Below are 15,661 nucleotides of genomic sequence, written 5' to 3'. Positions count from 1 at the left end.
CTACCGGAAAACGAATGGCGGGAAATAATCATGAAAAAAGAAATTAAACAGCAAAGTATTCTTCTTTTCGAGGAGAAAGGTTTCAGTGAAACCTCCATACAGGATATTGTCGAGACATTAGGTGTCACGAAAGGCACTTTCTACTATTATTTCTCAAGCAAAGAGCAGCTGTTGATGGATATTCATTTGAGTTATATCGATGATCTACTGGAACATCAAGAGAAAATTCAGCAAACACAACACAGCAATCGCGAAAAATTGATCCAGCTTGTTGCTCTGTTGATCACAGATATTGCAAATCATGGTCCGAGCGGCAAAGTCTTCTTCAGGGAAATGCGACATCTTTGCGAAGAAAATGCAGTGGAAGTAAAAAGGAAGCGTGAGCAGTTCCGGAAAAATCTTGAGAGCATCCTGCGTGAAGGTGTTGCTCAACATGAGTTTAGACAAGGTATTGAACCTGAAATAGTCGCCTTTGCCATTTTGGGAATCACTAACTGGAGCTATCAATGGTTTAATCCGTCAGGAGAAATTTCAGCAGAACACTTGGCTGATATATACAGTGACTTGGTTCTTAACGGCATCGCTTGATTTATAAAGGAGGAACAAACATGGCGCACGAAATTCCAGTGAAAGTCCGCTTCAGTGAAACAGATGCATTGGGCCATATCAGTAATATTAGCTACTTCATTTACTTAGAAGAAGCACGGGTCGAATTTTTTGCCGAGTTGGGGTTTGGCCGAGACATTAACAATTGGAAAATCATTCTTGCTTCAGCTTCGTGTGATTTCGTCAATCAAGGCTATTACAATCAGAAATTGACCGTTCAAACACGCGTCAGCAAAATCGGCAATTCCAGTTTTCAAGTAGTGCACGAAATTAAAGATACTGAAAGTGGCGAGCTGATTGCGAAAGGCCAGGCAAGTGCTGTTCATTTTAATTTCCAGACTCAAAAAAGCGAAGCTCTGCCCGAATTTCATCGTAAACAGTTGGAAAGACATTTAATCAAGGAGGCGAGCCCTCATGAAAACTAAAATTTCAGGGTATAAAGGGGCGGCTTTTCTTTACCAGCCGTCTGAATCCTTTTTTATACCGGAAGATTTCACAGATGAGCATCAATTAATCGCTAAGACTGCCAAACGCTTCCTCGAGAAGGAAGTGCGTCCAAATAACGAAGAAATCGAGATGCAAAATTTTGGATTGGTCAGAGAGCTGTTTGAAAAAGCGGGAGAACTCGGCCTGCTCGGTCATAGCATTCCTGAAGCATATGGGGGCCTCGGCTTAGACAAAATCAGTAAAGGGCTCGTTGGAGAATCATTGGGGTCGGCTGGAGGATATGGCGTGGCACATTCTAACCATACATGCATTGCGACTTTACCAATTACTTATTTTGGAACACAACAGCAAAAAGAGAAATATTTGCCGAAACTGGCTACCGGCGAATTTATCGGTGCCTATTGTCTTACTGAACCTGGAGCAGGATCAGATGCTTTGTCTGCTAAAACCACTGCAAAACTTAATGGGGCTGGAACGCATTACATATTGAACGGAACAAAGATGTTTATCACCAATGCGGCTTTCTCGGACACCTTTATTGTTTACGCAAAAGTAAATGGCTCCGATTTTACTGCATTTATCGTGGAAAAGGACCATCCCGGCCTGTCTCTTGGTCCCGAAGAACAAAAGATGGGGATCAAAGGCTCTTCTACACGCGTTGTTATCTTCGAGGACTGCGAAGTACCGGTGGAAAATCTGCTCGGGGAAATCGGAAAGGGTCATGTCATTGCATTGAATGTGCTCAATCTTGGCCGTTTTAATCTGGGCTCTGCTTGTATGGGAGCGGCAAAGTATGGGTTGGAGCTGGCATTGAAATATACAAGCGAGCGGCGCCAATTCGGAAAAGCGATTGCTGACTTTACAGCTACCCAGGAAAAACTGGCTAATATGGCATTACGTATATATGCTTCTGAATCTCTTCAATACCGGACTGCTGGTTACCTAGAAGATGCACTTGGAGGTCTTTATGAATCAGAAGACTACGGAGTGATTGCCAAACAGCTGATGGAATATGCGGTTGAATGTGCGGTCTGCAAAGTACATGGCTCGGAAACACTCGACTTTGTAGTTGACGAAGCATTGCAGCTGCACGGAGGCTATGGCTATATCAAGGAATACAAAGTGGAACAAATGTACAGGGATTCTCGTATTAATCGTATCTTTGAAGGAACCAATGAAGTGAATCGCCTGTTGATTCCCGGGAATCTATTGAAACAGGCAGCAAAAGGGAAGCTGCCATTGCCTGAGCTGACAGCAGCTGCTATTGAAGAGATGAAATCCCCTGTGCCTATCGGGGAAGCGCCTATTTCCCGGGAAATAGAGGCGGTGAAAGCGATTCGTCGTATTTTTTTGCTTTGCACAGGTGTAGCATATGAAACATACGGGAGCGCACTCAGCGAAGAGCAGGAAGTTTTGATGGCATTGGCGGATATCGCCATCGCTTTATATGCACTTGAATCGACAGTTATGAGAACTGCTAAAGCTATTGAAACGGACAAGCAGGAACAGCTGGGACAAAAAATATTTTTGGCACGAGCATTGACTGGTGACACATTACTGGAAGTAGAAATGGCAGCCCGCAAAATAATGCAGGCAGCGACTTCAGAAAATCAGCTTGCGCGCTACACAGCTATTGTGACAGGTGAATTAAGCCGGCTGCAGCAAGGCGGTATCGGTAAAGTGAAACGGCAGATTGCTAAAAACCTATTAGGTGCAGAACATTATATTTGTTAGGGGGAATTAAGAATGAAAGTAATCAAGTTTGAAGAATATGGCGGGCCGGAAGTTTTGCAATTTGTTGAAGCCGAAAAGCCAAATCCTGCTGCCACAGAGGTTATTATTGAAGTGAAAGCAATTGGCGTTAATTATGCCGACACGGCAAGGCGAGAAGGGAAGTATGTCGTACCGACAGAACTGCCTTATATTCCTGGATCAGAAGTGGCTGGGGTAATTGTAGAAGTGGGAGAAAATGTTGAGAAATTTAAAACTGGCGACCGTGTAGTCGCGCTTATCGGTTCTGCAGGGTACGCCGAATATGCCGCAGTCGACCAAAGTGTATTAACGGAAGTTCCAGATGAGGTCAACTTTGATCAAGCTGTCGCCCTTCCACTTCAAGGATTGAGTGCTTACCACATTTTGAAAACCATGGGGCGCCTGGAAAAAGGAGAAACAGTGTTGATTCATGCTGCAGCGGGTGGCGTTGGTGCCATTGCTGTCCAATTGGCCAAGATTTTTGGTGCTGGAAAAATCATTGCCACTGCCAGCACAGAAGAAAAGTTATTTCACGCACAGAAGATGGGCGCCACTCATCTGGTCAACTACACAGAAGAAGGATGGGTTGATAAAGTAAAGAGCATCACTGACGGCAAAGGAGTGGACCTGGCACTTGAAATGGTGGGCGGTGAAGTATTTAATAAAACCGTAAAGTGCTTGGCCCCCTTTGGCCGTCTTGTCATTTTTGGTGCGGCTAGCGGTGAACAGGCCACTTTCAATCCCGGCCAGTTAATGCGCAAGAATCAATCAGTCATCGGCTTTTTTCTGCCTCAAATTATGCGCTATCCGGAATTGTTCCAGCGGAGCTTCAAAGAGTTGTTGGCATACATGAAGAGTGGAGAATTGATTTTAACAATTGGAGGAACCTACCCACTTTCGGAAGCCGCTAAAGCGCATCATGCACTGCAAGGGCGGAAAACCATTGGCAAGTTGGTGCTTAAACCATGATGCAGCCTCTTTCAAACAACAGCCTTGAAATTGTGGCTATGTTGGAGGAGCTTGGAGTTGAAGCGATTCGAATTGATTTGCCTTTCCGTTTAAATCATGTGAATTGCTTCATGGCAGAAAATGAGCAGGGCTGGACAGTAATTGATACCGGACTCAACAATAACGAAACAAGAGCCTTTTGGGAACGCAAGCTGAAGACTAAAAAAGTCACAGATATACTAGTAACTCATTACCATCCTGACCATTTTGGTTATGCCGGTGGATTGCAGGAAAAAACAGATGCGAAAGTGTGGATAACAGAAACGGATGCAAAAGCTGGAATGGCTGCGTGGGCAGATCCCTTCTTAGAAAGTATTCCCGGAAACTATCGGGCTTCAGGAATTCCAGAAGCCCAAGCGTCTCAAATGGTAAAGAACACAGCAGAATTCAAATCGCTGGTCTCGCCTTTGCCGAAGGTTGAACAATATCTTTCAGAAGGAGATTTCATACAGATTGGACGTTTCGAATACCGGGTTATTTCTACACCTGGTCATTCAGATGGTATGATTTGTTTTTACAATGAAGAGAGAAAAACCCTTTTTTCTGCAGATCATATTTTACCGAAAATCACTCCAAATATTTCATATTGGTTTCATGGAAATCCGGATCCTTTGGGTTTGTACCTAAATTCATTAAAAAACGTCAGGAAATTAGATATAGAATTTGTTATTCCATCTCATGGGAATCCTTTTTTCGGAGCTACTCAGCGAATAGATGAGTTGTTGGCTCATCATGATGAACGGCTGGAAGAGACATTGCAAGCCGTCACTAAACCATTGAGTATTTTCGAAACATGCGAAAGTCTATTCAGTCGACCTTTGACCGTTCATGAAATGCGCTTTGCTGTTGGAGAAACACTGGCACACCTGGAATATCTTCGACATAAGAAGGAGTGCACACGCGAAATGGAGAACGGGATTTGGTTCTATGAAAAAATATAAAAAGGAGTGAGCCAATGAAAATTTTGATTGTAGGAGCAGGTGCTATTGGAGGGTATTTTGGCGGACGGTTGCTGGAAAAAGGAGAAGACGTCACCTTTCTGGTAAGAGAAAGCAGAAAAGAAAAATTACAGAAGACAGGATTGAGAATCCAAAGTAAACATGGAGACCTGCAATTATCACCTAAGCTAATTACTAAAAAAGAGCAAAGCCCGGAGTTTGATGTCGTGCTGATTTCTACTAAATCCTACCAGCTTGCAAATGCAATAGAGGATGTTCAGTCATTTGTCGGCACAGAGACCATGATCTTGCCTTTATTAAACGGTATAGCACATATGAAGCCGCTGATTGAAGCGTTTGGAGAAGAAAGAGTCATTGGAGGTCTATGCTTTGTCGAAACCACTTTGGCCGAGGATGGCACAATTATCCAGACAAGTCCCGTCCATCAATTAGTTTATGGAGAACGGACAGGAGAGAAGACTGAGCGGATCAGAAAATTGGAGCAAGCTTTCTCTGGAACCAAAGCTGAATTTAACAGGAGCGATAACATCAATCAGGAAATGTGGCATAAATATTTGTTCATTACAGCGATGTCCGGCATTACTTCAATGATGGAATCGCCTATCGGACCGATACGGGATCTTGAAACAGGAAAGCACACCATTCAAACACTTTTGGAAGAGCTTGCACTCATCATGGAAAAGATAGGTGCGCCGATAAAACCAGGCATTGCTGAAACCCAGTTAAAAAGGATCAACAGTATGGATGCAGGAATGAAATCATCGATGCAGCGGGATATTGAAAAAATGCAGCCTACAGAAGCTGAACATTTGCAGGGGTATCTTTTTGCTAAAGCAAAGGAGATACAGGTTTCAGTGCCTGTTCTTGAAATCATTTACACCAAATTAAAGCTATACGAAGCAAAGATACATAACACAAATTAAAGAAATAATTTTCCTCTGTGTGAGGTACTGGAACTTCATCTCTTTATTTCAACTACTATTCAGGAGAGTAATAATTTATCAGAACATTTACATTATTGTGACACTCCTCTATGATTAAATGACAAGCGATTTGTCAGCGTTTGCAAAAAAATGAAAAAGGGGTTGGGATTGTGAATGCCATTGCATTGGCCGCCATTGGAATTTTTATATTCATACTGGGGTACCGCTTTTATTCTAAATTTGTAGCAGAAAAGATTTTTAGGCTTGATCCGAACTATGTTACTCCGGCACATCGCTTTAAAGACGGAGTAGATTTCGTGCCCACCAACAAATTCGTGTTATGGGGGCATCATTTTACTTCGGTAGCTGGAGCAGCGCCAATACTAGGACCGGCCATCGCTGTTTATTGGGGTTGGCTGCCAGCAGTATTATGGGTAGTGCTCGGAACAGTCTTTGCGGCAGGTGTCCATGATTTCGGGACATTGGTTCTGTCAGTCCGAAACAAAGGCCAGTCAGTAGGGACGCTAGCGCATCGCTTGATCGGTCAGCGTGGGAAGATTTTGTTCCTGTTCATTATTTTGATTTTGGTTCTGATGGTCAATGCGGTATTCGCATGGGTAATTGCCAATCTGTTCATTTCTTACCCTGCCAGTGTCATACCGGTATTCATCCAGATTCCGTTAGCGATTTGGATTGGCTACGCAGTATACAGAAAAAATAAGAAAATGTTGATTCCTTCACTGGTCGCTTTGGCAGTCATGTACATAACGGCTATTGTTGCCAGCCAAGTGAGCTTTATGCAAATAGATCTTGTGCAATATATGGGCGGTGAAGATGGAGCAGGGCTATTCGGACTCGGGGCAATTTCAACAGCCTTCTTTATCTGGATCATCGTGCTGATGATCTACGTATATATCGCTTCGACTTTGCCGGTTTGGAAATTGCTCCAGCCGCGTGATTTTATCAACTCTCATCAATTAATTGTTGGGCTGGGAATTCTTTATCTTGGTTTATTGTTTACTAATCCGGAAATTACAGCGCCAGCAACGAATCCAGATGCAGATATCTCCTGGTTCCCGTTGCTATTCATTACCATTGCTTGTGGAGCAATATCCGGTTTCCATGGTCTGGTATCATCGGGAACTACTTCAAAACAATTGGATAAAGAAACCGATGCACGTTTTGTTGGTTATCTAGGTGCAGTAGGTGAAGGGGTCTTGGCGCTGATTTCAATTATTGCCGTTATTACCTTGTTCCCTGACCGTGAGTCATTTTTTGCAACTTATAGCAGTTTCCAGGCTTCCAACGGAGCAGGTTTAGGAGCATTTATCGAAGGCGCTACCAATTTGGCTCAAGGCCTTCTGATTCCATCAGAAGTTGCTTCAACGATTGTGTCAATCATTGTTGTATCATTTGCTGCCACAACTTTGGATACTTCGGTCCGTTTAATGCGTTACATCATTTCGGAATTGGGAGTAGAATACAAGATTCCATCTCTTGAGAAAAAGCATGTTGCGACGACAATTGCTGTCGGAGCTAGTGCGGCGCTGGTCCTGCTTCCTGAAGGGCCAAATGGATTTGGTTCAGGCGGCTACTTATTATGGCCGCTATTCGGTACAGCCAATCAGCTGCTCGCCGGCATCAGTCTGTTGCTGATTTCCATCTGGCTTCGAAAACTCGGACGCAATTACATGATTACACTTATTCCAATGATTTTCTTGATGTTCATGACGCTTTGGGCAATGTTCCAGCAAGTGTTCCTCCAATGGGCTTGGTATGCAGACCAGCCAAGTACGCTGCTGTTCGTCTTTGGAGCCATCATTTTCGTCTTTACACTTTGGATTATCCTGACAGCTATCCAGGCTTTGCTGAAGAAAACAGATCCTGATTTCTCAGGAGACGACGAATAAAGCAAAAGTTCAAGCAGTGAATGCTTCAACCCACTGATTAGTAAAGCAGAAAAAAATAGGAAGACGGCCAAGGGATCATGTAGTTTGTGGTCCCTTCCGTTTTTATAAGGAAGAGGTGCTGATATGTTGGTGTTCGACAAATTAAAACAGTTGATCGCTTTTTATGAGGCCGTCCTTGAATTGCCGCATCGTTCTGAAATTGCACGTGAACTTCGAGATGAAGACGACCTTTTTCTTTTGATGCTTTATTCGGAGATGCTGGGGATACCAAATCCGGTCTATTACTACACCTTGGAATTGTATCCTTATATGATTGAAGAGTTTCATGATTGGCATTTACGGATGGGGATGGATAAATCTCCGTTAACCGGAATTCGTTGCTGTTAGTTTTATTAGGAATGAGGGAAAAGAATGGATGTATTATCAAAAAGCATTATTTTTGTTGGTGGAAAAGGTGGTGTCGGAAAGTCGACATCAGCTGCAGCCATTGCCTGGAAATTAGCGAAAAATGGCAATAAAACTTTATTGATTTCGACGGACCCTGCCCATAATGTGGGTGATATTTTCAATCAAAAAATTGGCGGCAAAACAAAATCGATTGCTGATAATCTCTATGCCCTTGAAATCGATCCTGAAATTGAAACCGATAATTACATTAAAACGGTTAAAGCCAATATCAAAGGCACCGTCCATTCCAGTATGATGGAGGAAGTAAACCGCCAATTGGATACCGCAAAGGCTTCTCCGGGTGCAGATGAAGCAGCTTTATTCGATAAGCTGATCCATATTATTTTGGAAGAGCGCCAAAACTTTGATAAATTGGTTTTTGATACCGCTCCGACAGGCCATACCATCCGCCTGTTGACCTTGCCGGAATTGATGGGGGTTTGGATTGAAGGGTTGCTTGAAAAGCGCCGCAAGACCAATGAAAATTACACGCAGCTGCTGAACGATGGTGAACCAAGGGAAGATCCGATTTATGATGTGCTGAGAGAACGGCAGGAGCGTTTTTCAAAAGCACGGGATCTGCTGCTCGATGAACAGGAAACCGGGTTTATCTTTGTACTGAATCCGGAACGACTGCCCATTTTGGAAACAAAAAAAGCGCTAGACCTGCTGCATAATTATCACCTCCATGTAAAAACTCTCATCATCAATAAAATATTGCCTAAAGAGGCGGATGGGGAATTTTTATTGGAACGGAAAAAGCACGAAAAAAAATACCTCCAGCAGATCAATGAAACTTTCCCGAAACAAAAATTGGTCCATGTTCCACTTTTTTCACAGGACATTATCAGCAAAACACAGTTGGAATTATTTAGTGAATACTTTCAGGAAGGATGAAATAAATGAAAGCATTTGTAATAGAGTCAGGGGAATTGAAGTTAGCAGACCTAGAAGAGCCGACAGCCAAATCAGGAGAAGTTGTAGTGTCTCTAAAAGCTGCAGGTATCAATCGCAGAGATTTGGGATTGGTTAAACGTTATGGGGACAATCCGGAAGCCTTAATCATTGGATCGGACGGGGCAGGGGTGGTGGAATCGGTAGGTGAAGATGTAACCAACTTTGCTTATGGAGATGAAGTGATCATCAATCCTGCATTGCGGTGGTATACAAACAGCGATGCACCGCCCGCTGAGTTCGATATTTTAGGTATGCCCGACCATGGAACTTTTACAGAAAAAATAGCTTTGTCCGCTGAACAGGTGGAAAAGAAGCCTCGTCATTTAAGCTGGGAAGAGGCAGGAAGTCTAGTATTGCCGGCATTGACTGGATATCGTGCTTTGTTTACAAAAGGGCAATTGAAAAAAGGCAGTACCTTGTTTATTCCGGGTGCAGGAAGCGGCGTTGCGACCTTCTTGATTCAATTTGCCAAAAATTCAGGAGCTCGGGTGATTGTTACATCACGAAGCGAAGAAAAACGCCAGCAGGCTATGAAAATCGGAGCTGATCTGGCGATTCCTACTGATAGCGATTGGGCGAAAGAGTTAGCGGATGAAACCGTAGACCTTGTCATTGACAGTGTAGGAGCGGCTACCTTCAACCGTTCACTCGACATTTTGAAAAAAGGCGGGCGGATTGTTATTTTTGGTGCTACCACTGATGACAATGTCGATTTCAATTTGCGCAAATTCTTTTATGGGCAATATCAATTGTTCGGTTCGACGATGGGAAGCCGCGAAGAACTTCGCGCCATGCTGTCGCATATGGAATCCCATAATATGCGGCCGATTATCGACCAAGTATTTCCGCTGGATCAAGCCCAAGAGGCCTTTGATCATTTAGCTTCGGGTAACCAGTTCGGAAAAGTCGTTTTGAGCATGAATAAATAAAAATCCTGAAACCTTTCAGTTGGCCATCCGTATATAGAGTATAAGAAAGTATTTGACTGGAGGTTTACGTGATGGAAAACACAGGTTTGAAAATACTCGTCCATGCCAGTGCATTTTTTGCTCCGTTCCTTGTTCCTGTGATTGTTTTTCTGATTTCAGCAGACAAAGAAGTGAAGAAGTTGTCAATCCAAGCGCTGTTGTTCCAACTTGTTTTAGGTGTACTAATTTTCATTTCCAGTTTGCTGACGGTTGTCCTTATTGGGATTCCGATGCTAATTGTCTTTGGACTAATGGCTGTCATTATTCCAATTATGGGGATTATCAGAGCACTTAACAACGAACAATTCGACTACCCGATAGTCGGAAGCTGGTACCAATAAAAAAAAGCCCTCTGGGGCTTTTTTTTATTGCGACGAAGCTAGCGGAGCGATGCAGGAGCAAGGTCTTTGACAAAGGCGAAGGCGACGAAGCTAGCGGAGCGATGCAGGATGAGTTTGTATAAAAACCGAAAAACGGCCATTCTTCACCTCAAATTTCATAAGGTGAAGAATGGCCGTTTTTATTCAAGAATATAAGCTAAAGTTTTAATTGCCTGATCGCAGGTTTCAACTGTGGCATTCGCTTTTCGTGACAACTCTTTCAAGGGATGGTGCAATTTTTCCGGGCGGATGATGATAACCGGCTTGCCTGAAGCAATCGCTGTGCTGGCGTCCATTGCCGTGTTCCACTGCTTGTACTGTTCGCCGAAAAGGGCGATGACCAAATCGGCTTTGTGCATCAGGACGCCGGTACGCAGATTGTTGAAGCTTGAAGCCGCTTGATCTTTAGCGATGGAATCTGGCTGTACACCCAGAATGTCTTCACCGATATTGTCCGAGCGTTCATGAATTTCCATAGGACCGACAAAATCAATCGGCAAATCCAAGGCAGCCGATTTCTTCTTGATTTCTTCGCGCCAGGTACTGTGTATTTCTCCGGCCAAATAAACAGTTAGTCTCATCATTTCACCCTCCAAAAGCCATTTCTTTCAGTGTATCATAAGGGCGTAAGGTTCAAATAATCTGACGCTCTTTACGCGTGACAGGCATCAATGAAAGCACATTTTCCATCTTAAAGGTGCGTTTCTTGTGGCGTAGAAAGCAATAAGCCTGGAATGAATCTCCAGACACCTTTAAAATTTTGATGCGGCGTTTACTGATGCTGCCGTCATTAGCCATATACATCATATCGACGAGCTGCTGGTATTTAAAAGCCTTCAGAATTTGTGCTTTCATGATTTACCCTCCTCTTAATAAGAACGTTTGTTCTTATTATAGAACAACAATCCAATTAAAACAAGCAGACAGTATCGTGTATAATGGAACGAACATATATTCTTTTATAAGTGAAGAAAGGGGCAATACAATGAAATTTTTTCATACCGCTGACTGGCATTTAGGCAAGCTGGTGCAAGGAATTTATATGACAGAAGAACAGCAGTTTGTGCTGGAGCAATTTATAGATGCAATAAAAGAAGAACAGCCAGATGCGGTTATCATTGCTGGAGATCTTTATGACCGTGCAGTGCCGCCAACCGATGCTGTCAATTTACTGGATGAAGTACTAGCGAAAATCGTGTTGGAGTTAAAGACGCCGGTCTTGGCTGTGGCAGGAAATCACGACAGTCCCGGAAGGTTGAACTTCGGCAGCCGAATGATGAAGATGAATGGAATCCATATCGCAGGACATGTCCAAAAAAACCATCAGGCTGTGGTTCTTGCCGATCAATTCGGCGAAGTCCATTTTCATCTAGTGCCTTATACGGATCCTTCGATGGTCCGCTATGCGTTTAATGATGAGACAATCCGTACCCATAATGATGCCATGAAAGCCATCACTGATAACATTAAATCCGTTTATGATTCACAGGCCCGGCATGTATTTGTTGGCCATGCTTTTGTAACCCCACATGGCGAACAGGAAGAGAATACTAGTGATTCTGAACGGCCGCTTTCGATTGGCGGAGCAGAGCATGTGGATGCCCATCATTTCATCGGGTTTCATTACACGGCGCTCGGTCATTTGCACAAAGCTCATTATGTGCTGAATGAAACCATCCGTTATTCGGGATCGCCTTTAAAGTACTCAATTTCAGAAGAGCATCACCAAAAAGGATTCCATATTGTTGAAATGGATGCTGAAGGAGATGTTTCAGTGACCAAGCGCTTGTTCTCGCCGAGGCGCAATATGCGTACTGTTGAAGGGACTATGGATGAAATTCTTCAACACGAAATAAGTGATGATTACGTGTTCGTGACCTTATTGGACGATGCTCCTGTACTATTTCCGATGGAGAAAGTGCGCTCAGTGTACCCGAATGCCATGCATGTGGAGCGCAGAAATTTTTCAGGAAGCATGGCTCAAACAGAAGCTGGTTCACGCCGTAAAATGGATTCCTTGTCCTTATTCCATGCGTTTTATGAAGAAGTAAAAGGCGAAAAAGCGACAGTCCAAACAGCCGATATCTTCAAAGATGTCCTGCAGGAATTTTTGCAAGAGGAACCGGCTGGAAAAGAAGAGGTGAAATCATGAGACCTTTAAAGCTGAAACTGACCGCATTCGGACCTTATAAAAACACCGAAGAAATTGATTTTGCCGATTTGCAGGGAAACCAGCTTTTCGTCATTTCAGGAAGTACGGGTTCAGGAAAGACGACTATCTTTGATGGAATCTGCTTTGCGCTGTATGGGTCAGCGAGTGGCTCGGACCGCAGTGAATCGCGCATATTGAGAAGTGATTTTGCCGATGACGGTACCCATACCTGTGTCGAGATGGAGTTTGAAATCCATGGTAAAATCTATCGGATTTTGCGTCAGATGAGCCATGTGAAAAAAGGCAATAAAAGCCCGACGGGAGAACGCTACGAGTTTTTTGAACGCAGCGAAGAAGGCGAAAAACCATGTGTCGAGCGCCAGATTGTCTCAGAGATCAACCGCCGCGTAGAGGAAATTATCGGCCTTTCACAAAATCAGTTTAGCCAGATTGTCATGCTTCCACAAGGGGAGTTCCGCAAACTGCTGACGTCCGAAACAGACAACAAAGAGGAAATTCTTCGTAAAATCTTTAAAACGGAACCGTATAAGCTAATCAGCGAGCGCCTCAAGCAAAAAAAGGAGGCAGCGGCGAAAATATTTGAACGCGAGCAGCACCATTTGAGCAGCCACATCCAGCGCATCACTTCTTCGTTGCCGGAACGTGACTCTGAACTTTTTGAGGTTTTAAGCCGCGAGCACATGAATATTAATCAGGTGCTTGCCGGATTGGAAAAAGAAGCCGTCTACTACAAGGAAAAAATTAGCGTGGACGAACAAAGATACCAGACCGTCTACCAACTTCATAGTGATAAAATGAATGCCTATCACGAAGCAAGGAAATGGAATGACCGCTTCAGCGAACTGGATTCTAAAGAAAACCAGCTTGAAAAACTGGAACAGCAGCAGCCCGAGTATGCAGAAAAGGAAAAAATCTTGCAATCAGCGGAGCGTGCCGGATATATTTCGGGGCTTGAAAGTTTATTTCAAGATTTGCAGAAAGAGGAACAAGAGAAAAAAGAACTCCAGGAAAAAGCCATCGAGCAGCAAAAGCAGGCGGAATATGACAAGCTTTCTGCAGAACAGGCTTATAGTGAACAGCAAAAACTTCAGGGTGAACGCGACAAACTGAATGAACAGATTGTCTACCTGGACAAGCTGCTGCCAGCTATTCAAGAGCTGGATCGCAAAAAAGAAACTCTTGTAAATCTTGAAAAAGATGCGCAACGATCAGAAAAGCTCCTGCACCAGGCTGACAAGGAATGCACCAATCAAAAAATTGAGAAGCAGAATATTGATGAAAGAATCGCCAAATTGGAAGAGTTTCTGGAATCTGCTGATGAAACGCAGCTGGAGCTGTCAGCAGTGACTGAAAAGTACCGGGTAACAGGTGAATTCATTTCGTTGAAAGAGCAGAGACGGCAGCAGCAAGCTGTACAGCAAGCGAATAAGACGGCCTTCGAACAGTCAGATAGATCTTATCGTCAGCTTGAGAGTCAGTGGTTTGCCAATCAGGCACACATTCTTGCGGAACAATTGCATGATGGCGAAGCTTGTCCAGTCTGCGGAAGTTTGGATCATCCGGGTGCCAATTTGAAAACGGAAGAACTGACGGTATCGAAAGAACAAGTGGAAGCGGCAAAAGCCGATTTCGATAAAGTGGATAGAGAATACCGTAATGCTTCAGCCAAGCTTTTCGCTTTGCAGGAGCAGCTGGAGAACAAAGACAAAGATCTAGCAAATCTTAACTTAGATGCTGAGCAGGCGGAAGAACATGCAAGCCAGTTAGAGCAAGCAAAGCAGAAGCTAACAAAGCAAACAATGGAACAGCAGGCTGGCAAATTGGAACTTCGGAAATGGAAAGAACAACTCGCAGATTGTTCCCGAAAAATTGAACAACTTGAGAAAAACAAACATAGCTTAACGGAAAAAATGCAGAAGCACAATTCAACTTTCCAGACGACAAAAGCGGTGTTTGAAAACGAATTGGCATCGATTCCGGAACAACTGAGAGAGTTGTCTGTCCTGAACGAGCAGTTACAGGAAGCTACCTCACGAAAACGGCAGCTTGAACAAAAATGGATCAGCGTTCAAGAGCAATTTCAAAAATCGAAAGAGCAGCTGGCAAGTGCGTTGGTTACTGTCCAGCATGTCAAAGCTGCAGCAGCAGAAATAACCACAAAAAGAGAGAAAGCACAGCAGCAATTTGCTGAAGCCTTGGCGAAATCAGCATTCGATTCTGAAGAAGCTTATCAGCAGGCGAAACTGACGGATGCTGCATTTGCCGAATTGAAAGAGGATATATTGAAATTCAACCAAGTCCGTCATACCCTAATGAAACAAGTCAGCGAACTGAAAGAATTGCTCGCTGCAAAAAGCCGAAAAGACATAAGTCAGGCAGAAGCAGAGCTGAAAGAATTGAAAACCGCTTATGAGCAGGCACTTGCAGAGCGCAATCGTTCTCAGGACTTTGCAAGAGCGGGAGTGGGGTTAATTACCAGTATTCAGGAAGTGATTGGGAAAGCACTTGAAGCTGAGCAAAATTTAAACCGGATTGCGGACCTGCATGACATGATCCGCGGTCAAAATGGTTTGAAGATTTCATTTGAACGCTATCTGCAGATTGAATATTTAGAGCAAATCCTCCTGTCTGCCAATGAGCGGCTGAAGAATTTATCCAATGGACAGTTCCACTTGATCCGCAGCGACCGCCAGGAGTCGCGGGGCAAACAAAGTGGGTTGGGCTTGGATGTTTACGATGCTTACACAGGGCAGACGCGTGACGTGAAGACCATGTCAGGTGGGGAAAAATTCAATGCTTCACTGTGTCTGGCACTTGGAATGGCGGATGTCATTCAAAGCTTCCAAGGAAATGTCTCGATTGATACGATGTTCATCGATGAAGGCTTCGGTTCGCTGGACGAAGAATCACTCAATAAATCAATTGAAACCTTAATCGACCTGCAAAAATCGGGACGGATGATCGGTGTTATTTCCCATGTGCAGGAATTGAAAGCAGCGATTCCCGCCATATTGGAAGTCGAGAAATCAAAAGAAGGCTATAGCCGTACAAAATTCCTCCTCAAATAAATTAGGGGTTTGCTGACTGGCGCGTTTGAAATTCCCCATATAAGTGAATGATAAAAGCAATAG

At 43.8% G+C, this 15,661-nt stretch carries 15 protein-coding genes; 13 read left to right on the top strand and 2 right to left on the bottom strand.

What is annotated here, in order from left to right:
* Window positions 1–30: 30 nt before the first annotated feature.
* From FQV26_RS15295 to FQV26_RS15245, 11 genes are all read left to right on the top strand, one after another.
* Window positions 31–588: a TetR/AcrR family transcriptional regulator gene (locus tag FQV26_RS15295; protein WP_146558448.1), complete on the top strand. Its 558-nt coding sequence runs from the start codon at window positions 31–33 to the stop codon at window positions 586–588.
* 20 nt (window positions 589–608) lie between these two features.
* A complete protein-coding gene (locus tag FQV26_RS15290) occupies window positions 609–1,031 on the top strand; it encodes an acyl-CoA thioesterase (RefSeq protein ID WP_146558446.1) in 423 nt (140 codons plus the stop codon).
* Window positions 1,021–2,787, top strand: coding sequence for an acyl-CoA dehydrogenase family protein (locus FQV26_RS15285; protein WP_146558444.1), 1,767 nt, complete (start codon window positions 1,021–1,023; stop codon window positions 2,785–2,787). Before FQV26_RS15290 ends, FQV26_RS15285 begins: the two co-directional genes overlap by 11 nt.
* 12 nt (window positions 2,788–2,799) lie before the next feature.
* On the top strand, window positions 2,800–3,774 hold the full coding sequence (locus FQV26_RS15280) for a quinone oxidoreductase family protein (protein WP_146558442.1): 975 nt from the start codon (window positions 2,800–2,802) through the stop codon (window positions 3,772–3,774).
* A complete protein-coding gene (locus FQV26_RS15275; protein ID WP_146558440.1) occupies window positions 3,771–4,754 on the top strand; it encodes an MBL fold metallo-hydrolase in 984 nt (327 codons plus the stop codon). The genes FQV26_RS15280 and FQV26_RS15275 overlap by 4 nt, the downstream gene beginning before the upstream one ends.
* A gap of 14 nt (window positions 4,755–4,768) precedes the next feature.
* Window positions 4,769–5,695, top strand: a complete 927-nt coding sequence (locus FQV26_RS15270) for a ketopantoate reductase family protein (RefSeq protein ID WP_146558438.1) — start codon at window positions 4,769–4,771, stop codon at window positions 5,693–5,695.
* A gap of 170 nt (window positions 5,696–5,865) precedes the next feature.
* Window positions 5,866–7,605 (top strand): carbon starvation CstA family protein, encoded by a 1,740-nt coding sequence (locus FQV26_RS15265; RefSeq protein WP_146558436.1) that lies wholly within the window; start codon window positions 5,866–5,868, stop codon window positions 7,603–7,605.
* Window positions 7,606–7,728: 123 nt separating this feature from the next.
* Window positions 7,729–7,992, top strand: coding sequence for a cory-CC-star protein (locus FQV26_RS15260; protein WP_146558434.1), 264 nt, complete (start codon window positions 7,729–7,731; stop codon window positions 7,990–7,992).
* Between the two features lie 24 nt (window positions 7,993–8,016).
* Window positions 8,017–8,949, top strand: coding sequence for an ArsA family ATPase (locus FQV26_RS15255; protein ID WP_146558432.1), 933 nt, complete (start codon window positions 8,017–8,019; stop codon window positions 8,947–8,949).
* A 5-nt stretch (window positions 8,950–8,954) separates the two neighbouring features.
* Window positions 8,955–9,938 (top strand): zinc-binding dehydrogenase, encoded by a 984-nt coding sequence (locus FQV26_RS15250; protein ID WP_146558430.1) that lies wholly within the window; start codon window positions 8,955–8,957, stop codon window positions 9,936–9,938.
* Between the two features lie 71 nt (window positions 9,939–10,009).
* Entirely contained in the window at window positions 10,010–10,318 is a 309-nt protein-coding gene (locus FQV26_RS15245; RefSeq protein WP_146558428.1) for a DUF4870 domain-containing protein, read from the top strand.
* A gap of 179 nt (window positions 10,319–10,497) precedes the next feature.
* On the opposite strand, the gene FQV26_RS15240 is transcribed toward FQV26_RS15245, so the two are convergent.
* Both FQV26_RS15240 and FQV26_RS15235 read right to left on the bottom strand, forming a co-directional pair.
* On the bottom strand, window positions 10,498–10,938 hold the full coding sequence (locus tag FQV26_RS15240; RefSeq protein ID WP_146558426.1) for a YtoQ family protein: 441 nt from the start codon (window positions 10,936–10,938) through the stop codon (window positions 10,498–10,500).
* Window positions 10,939–10,990: 52 nt separating this feature from the next.
* Window positions 10,991–11,212: a transcriptional regulator gene (locus FQV26_RS15235; RefSeq protein WP_146558424.1), complete on the bottom strand. Its 222-nt coding sequence runs from the start codon at window positions 11,210–11,212 to the stop codon at window positions 10,991–10,993.
* Window positions 11,213–11,342: 130 nt separating this feature from the next.
* Between FQV26_RS15235 and FQV26_RS15230 the strand changes: the two genes are divergently transcribed.
* Together FQV26_RS15230 and FQV26_RS15225 are read left to right on the top strand one after the other, a co-directional pair.
* The gene (locus tag FQV26_RS15230; RefSeq protein ID WP_146558422.1) at window positions 11,343–12,509 is read left to right on the top strand and encodes an exonuclease SbcCD subunit D; all 1,167 of its coding nucleotides are present in this window, start codon (window positions 11,343–11,345) and stop codon (window positions 12,507–12,509) included.
* Window positions 12,506–15,598: an AAA family ATPase gene (locus FQV26_RS15225; RefSeq protein WP_146558420.1), complete on the top strand. Its 3,093-nt coding sequence runs from the start codon at window positions 12,506–12,508 to the stop codon at window positions 15,596–15,598. The genes FQV26_RS15230 and FQV26_RS15225 overlap by 4 nt, the downstream gene beginning before the upstream one ends.
* The last annotated feature ends 63 nt before the right edge of the window (window positions 15,599–15,661 follow it).

This window comes from Planococcus sp. CPCC 101016 (assembly GCF_007859295.1).
Taxonomy (GTDB): Bacteria; Bacillota; Bacilli; order Bacillales_A; family Planococcaceae; genus Planococcus.
Note: the sequence above shows the minus strand (reverse complement) of the source record. Positions and strands in the feature narration are given on the sequence as shown.

Coding starts and splice junctions, on each gene's coding strand:
- FQV26_RS15295 (WP_146558448.1), top strand. CDS start 31: ATGAAAAAAGAAATTAAACAGCAAAGTATTCTTCTTTTCGAGGAGAAA.
- FQV26_RS15290 (WP_146558446.1), top strand. CDS start 609: ATGGCGCACGAAATTCCAGTGAAAGTCCGCTTCAGTGAAACAGATGCA.
- FQV26_RS15285 (WP_146558444.1), top strand. CDS start 1,021: ATGAAAACTAAAATTTCAGGGTATAAAGGGGCGGCTTTTCTTTACCAG.
- FQV26_RS15280 (WP_146558442.1), top strand. CDS start 2,800: ATGAAAGTAATCAAGTTTGAAGAATATGGCGGGCCGGAAGTTTTGCAA.
- FQV26_RS15275 (WP_146558440.1), top strand. CDS start 3,771: ATGATGCAGCCTCTTTCAAACAACAGCCTTGAAATTGTGGCTATGTTG.
- FQV26_RS15270 (WP_146558438.1), top strand. CDS start 4,769: ATGAAAATTTTGATTGTAGGAGCAGGTGCTATTGGAGGGTATTTTGGC.
- FQV26_RS15260 (WP_146558434.1), top strand. CDS start 7,729: ATGTTGGTGTTCGACAAATTAAAACAGTTGATCGCTTTTTATGAGGCC.
- FQV26_RS15255 (WP_146558432.1), top strand. CDS start 8,017: ATGGATGTATTATCAAAAAGCATTATTTTTGTTGGTGGAAAAGGTGGT.
- FQV26_RS15250 (WP_146558430.1), top strand. CDS start 8,955: ATGAAAGCATTTGTAATAGAGTCAGGGGAATTGAAGTTAGCAGACCTA.
- FQV26_RS15245 (WP_146558428.1), top strand. CDS start 10,010: ATGGAAAACACAGGTTTGAAAATACTCGTCCATGCCAGTGCATTTTTT.
- FQV26_RS15240 (WP_146558426.1), bottom strand. CDS start 10,938: ATGAGACTAACTGTTTATTTGGCCGGAGAAATACACAGTACCTGGCGC.
- FQV26_RS15235 (WP_146558424.1), bottom strand. CDS start 11,212: ATGAAAGCACAAATTCTGAAGGCTTTTAAATACCAGCAGCTCGTCGAT.
- FQV26_RS15230 (WP_146558422.1), top strand. CDS start 11,343: ATGAAATTTTTTCATACCGCTGACTGGCATTTAGGCAAGCTGGTGCAA.
- FQV26_RS15225 (WP_146558420.1), top strand. CDS start 12,506: ATGAGACCTTTAAAGCTGAAACTGACCGCATTCGGACCTTATAAAAAC.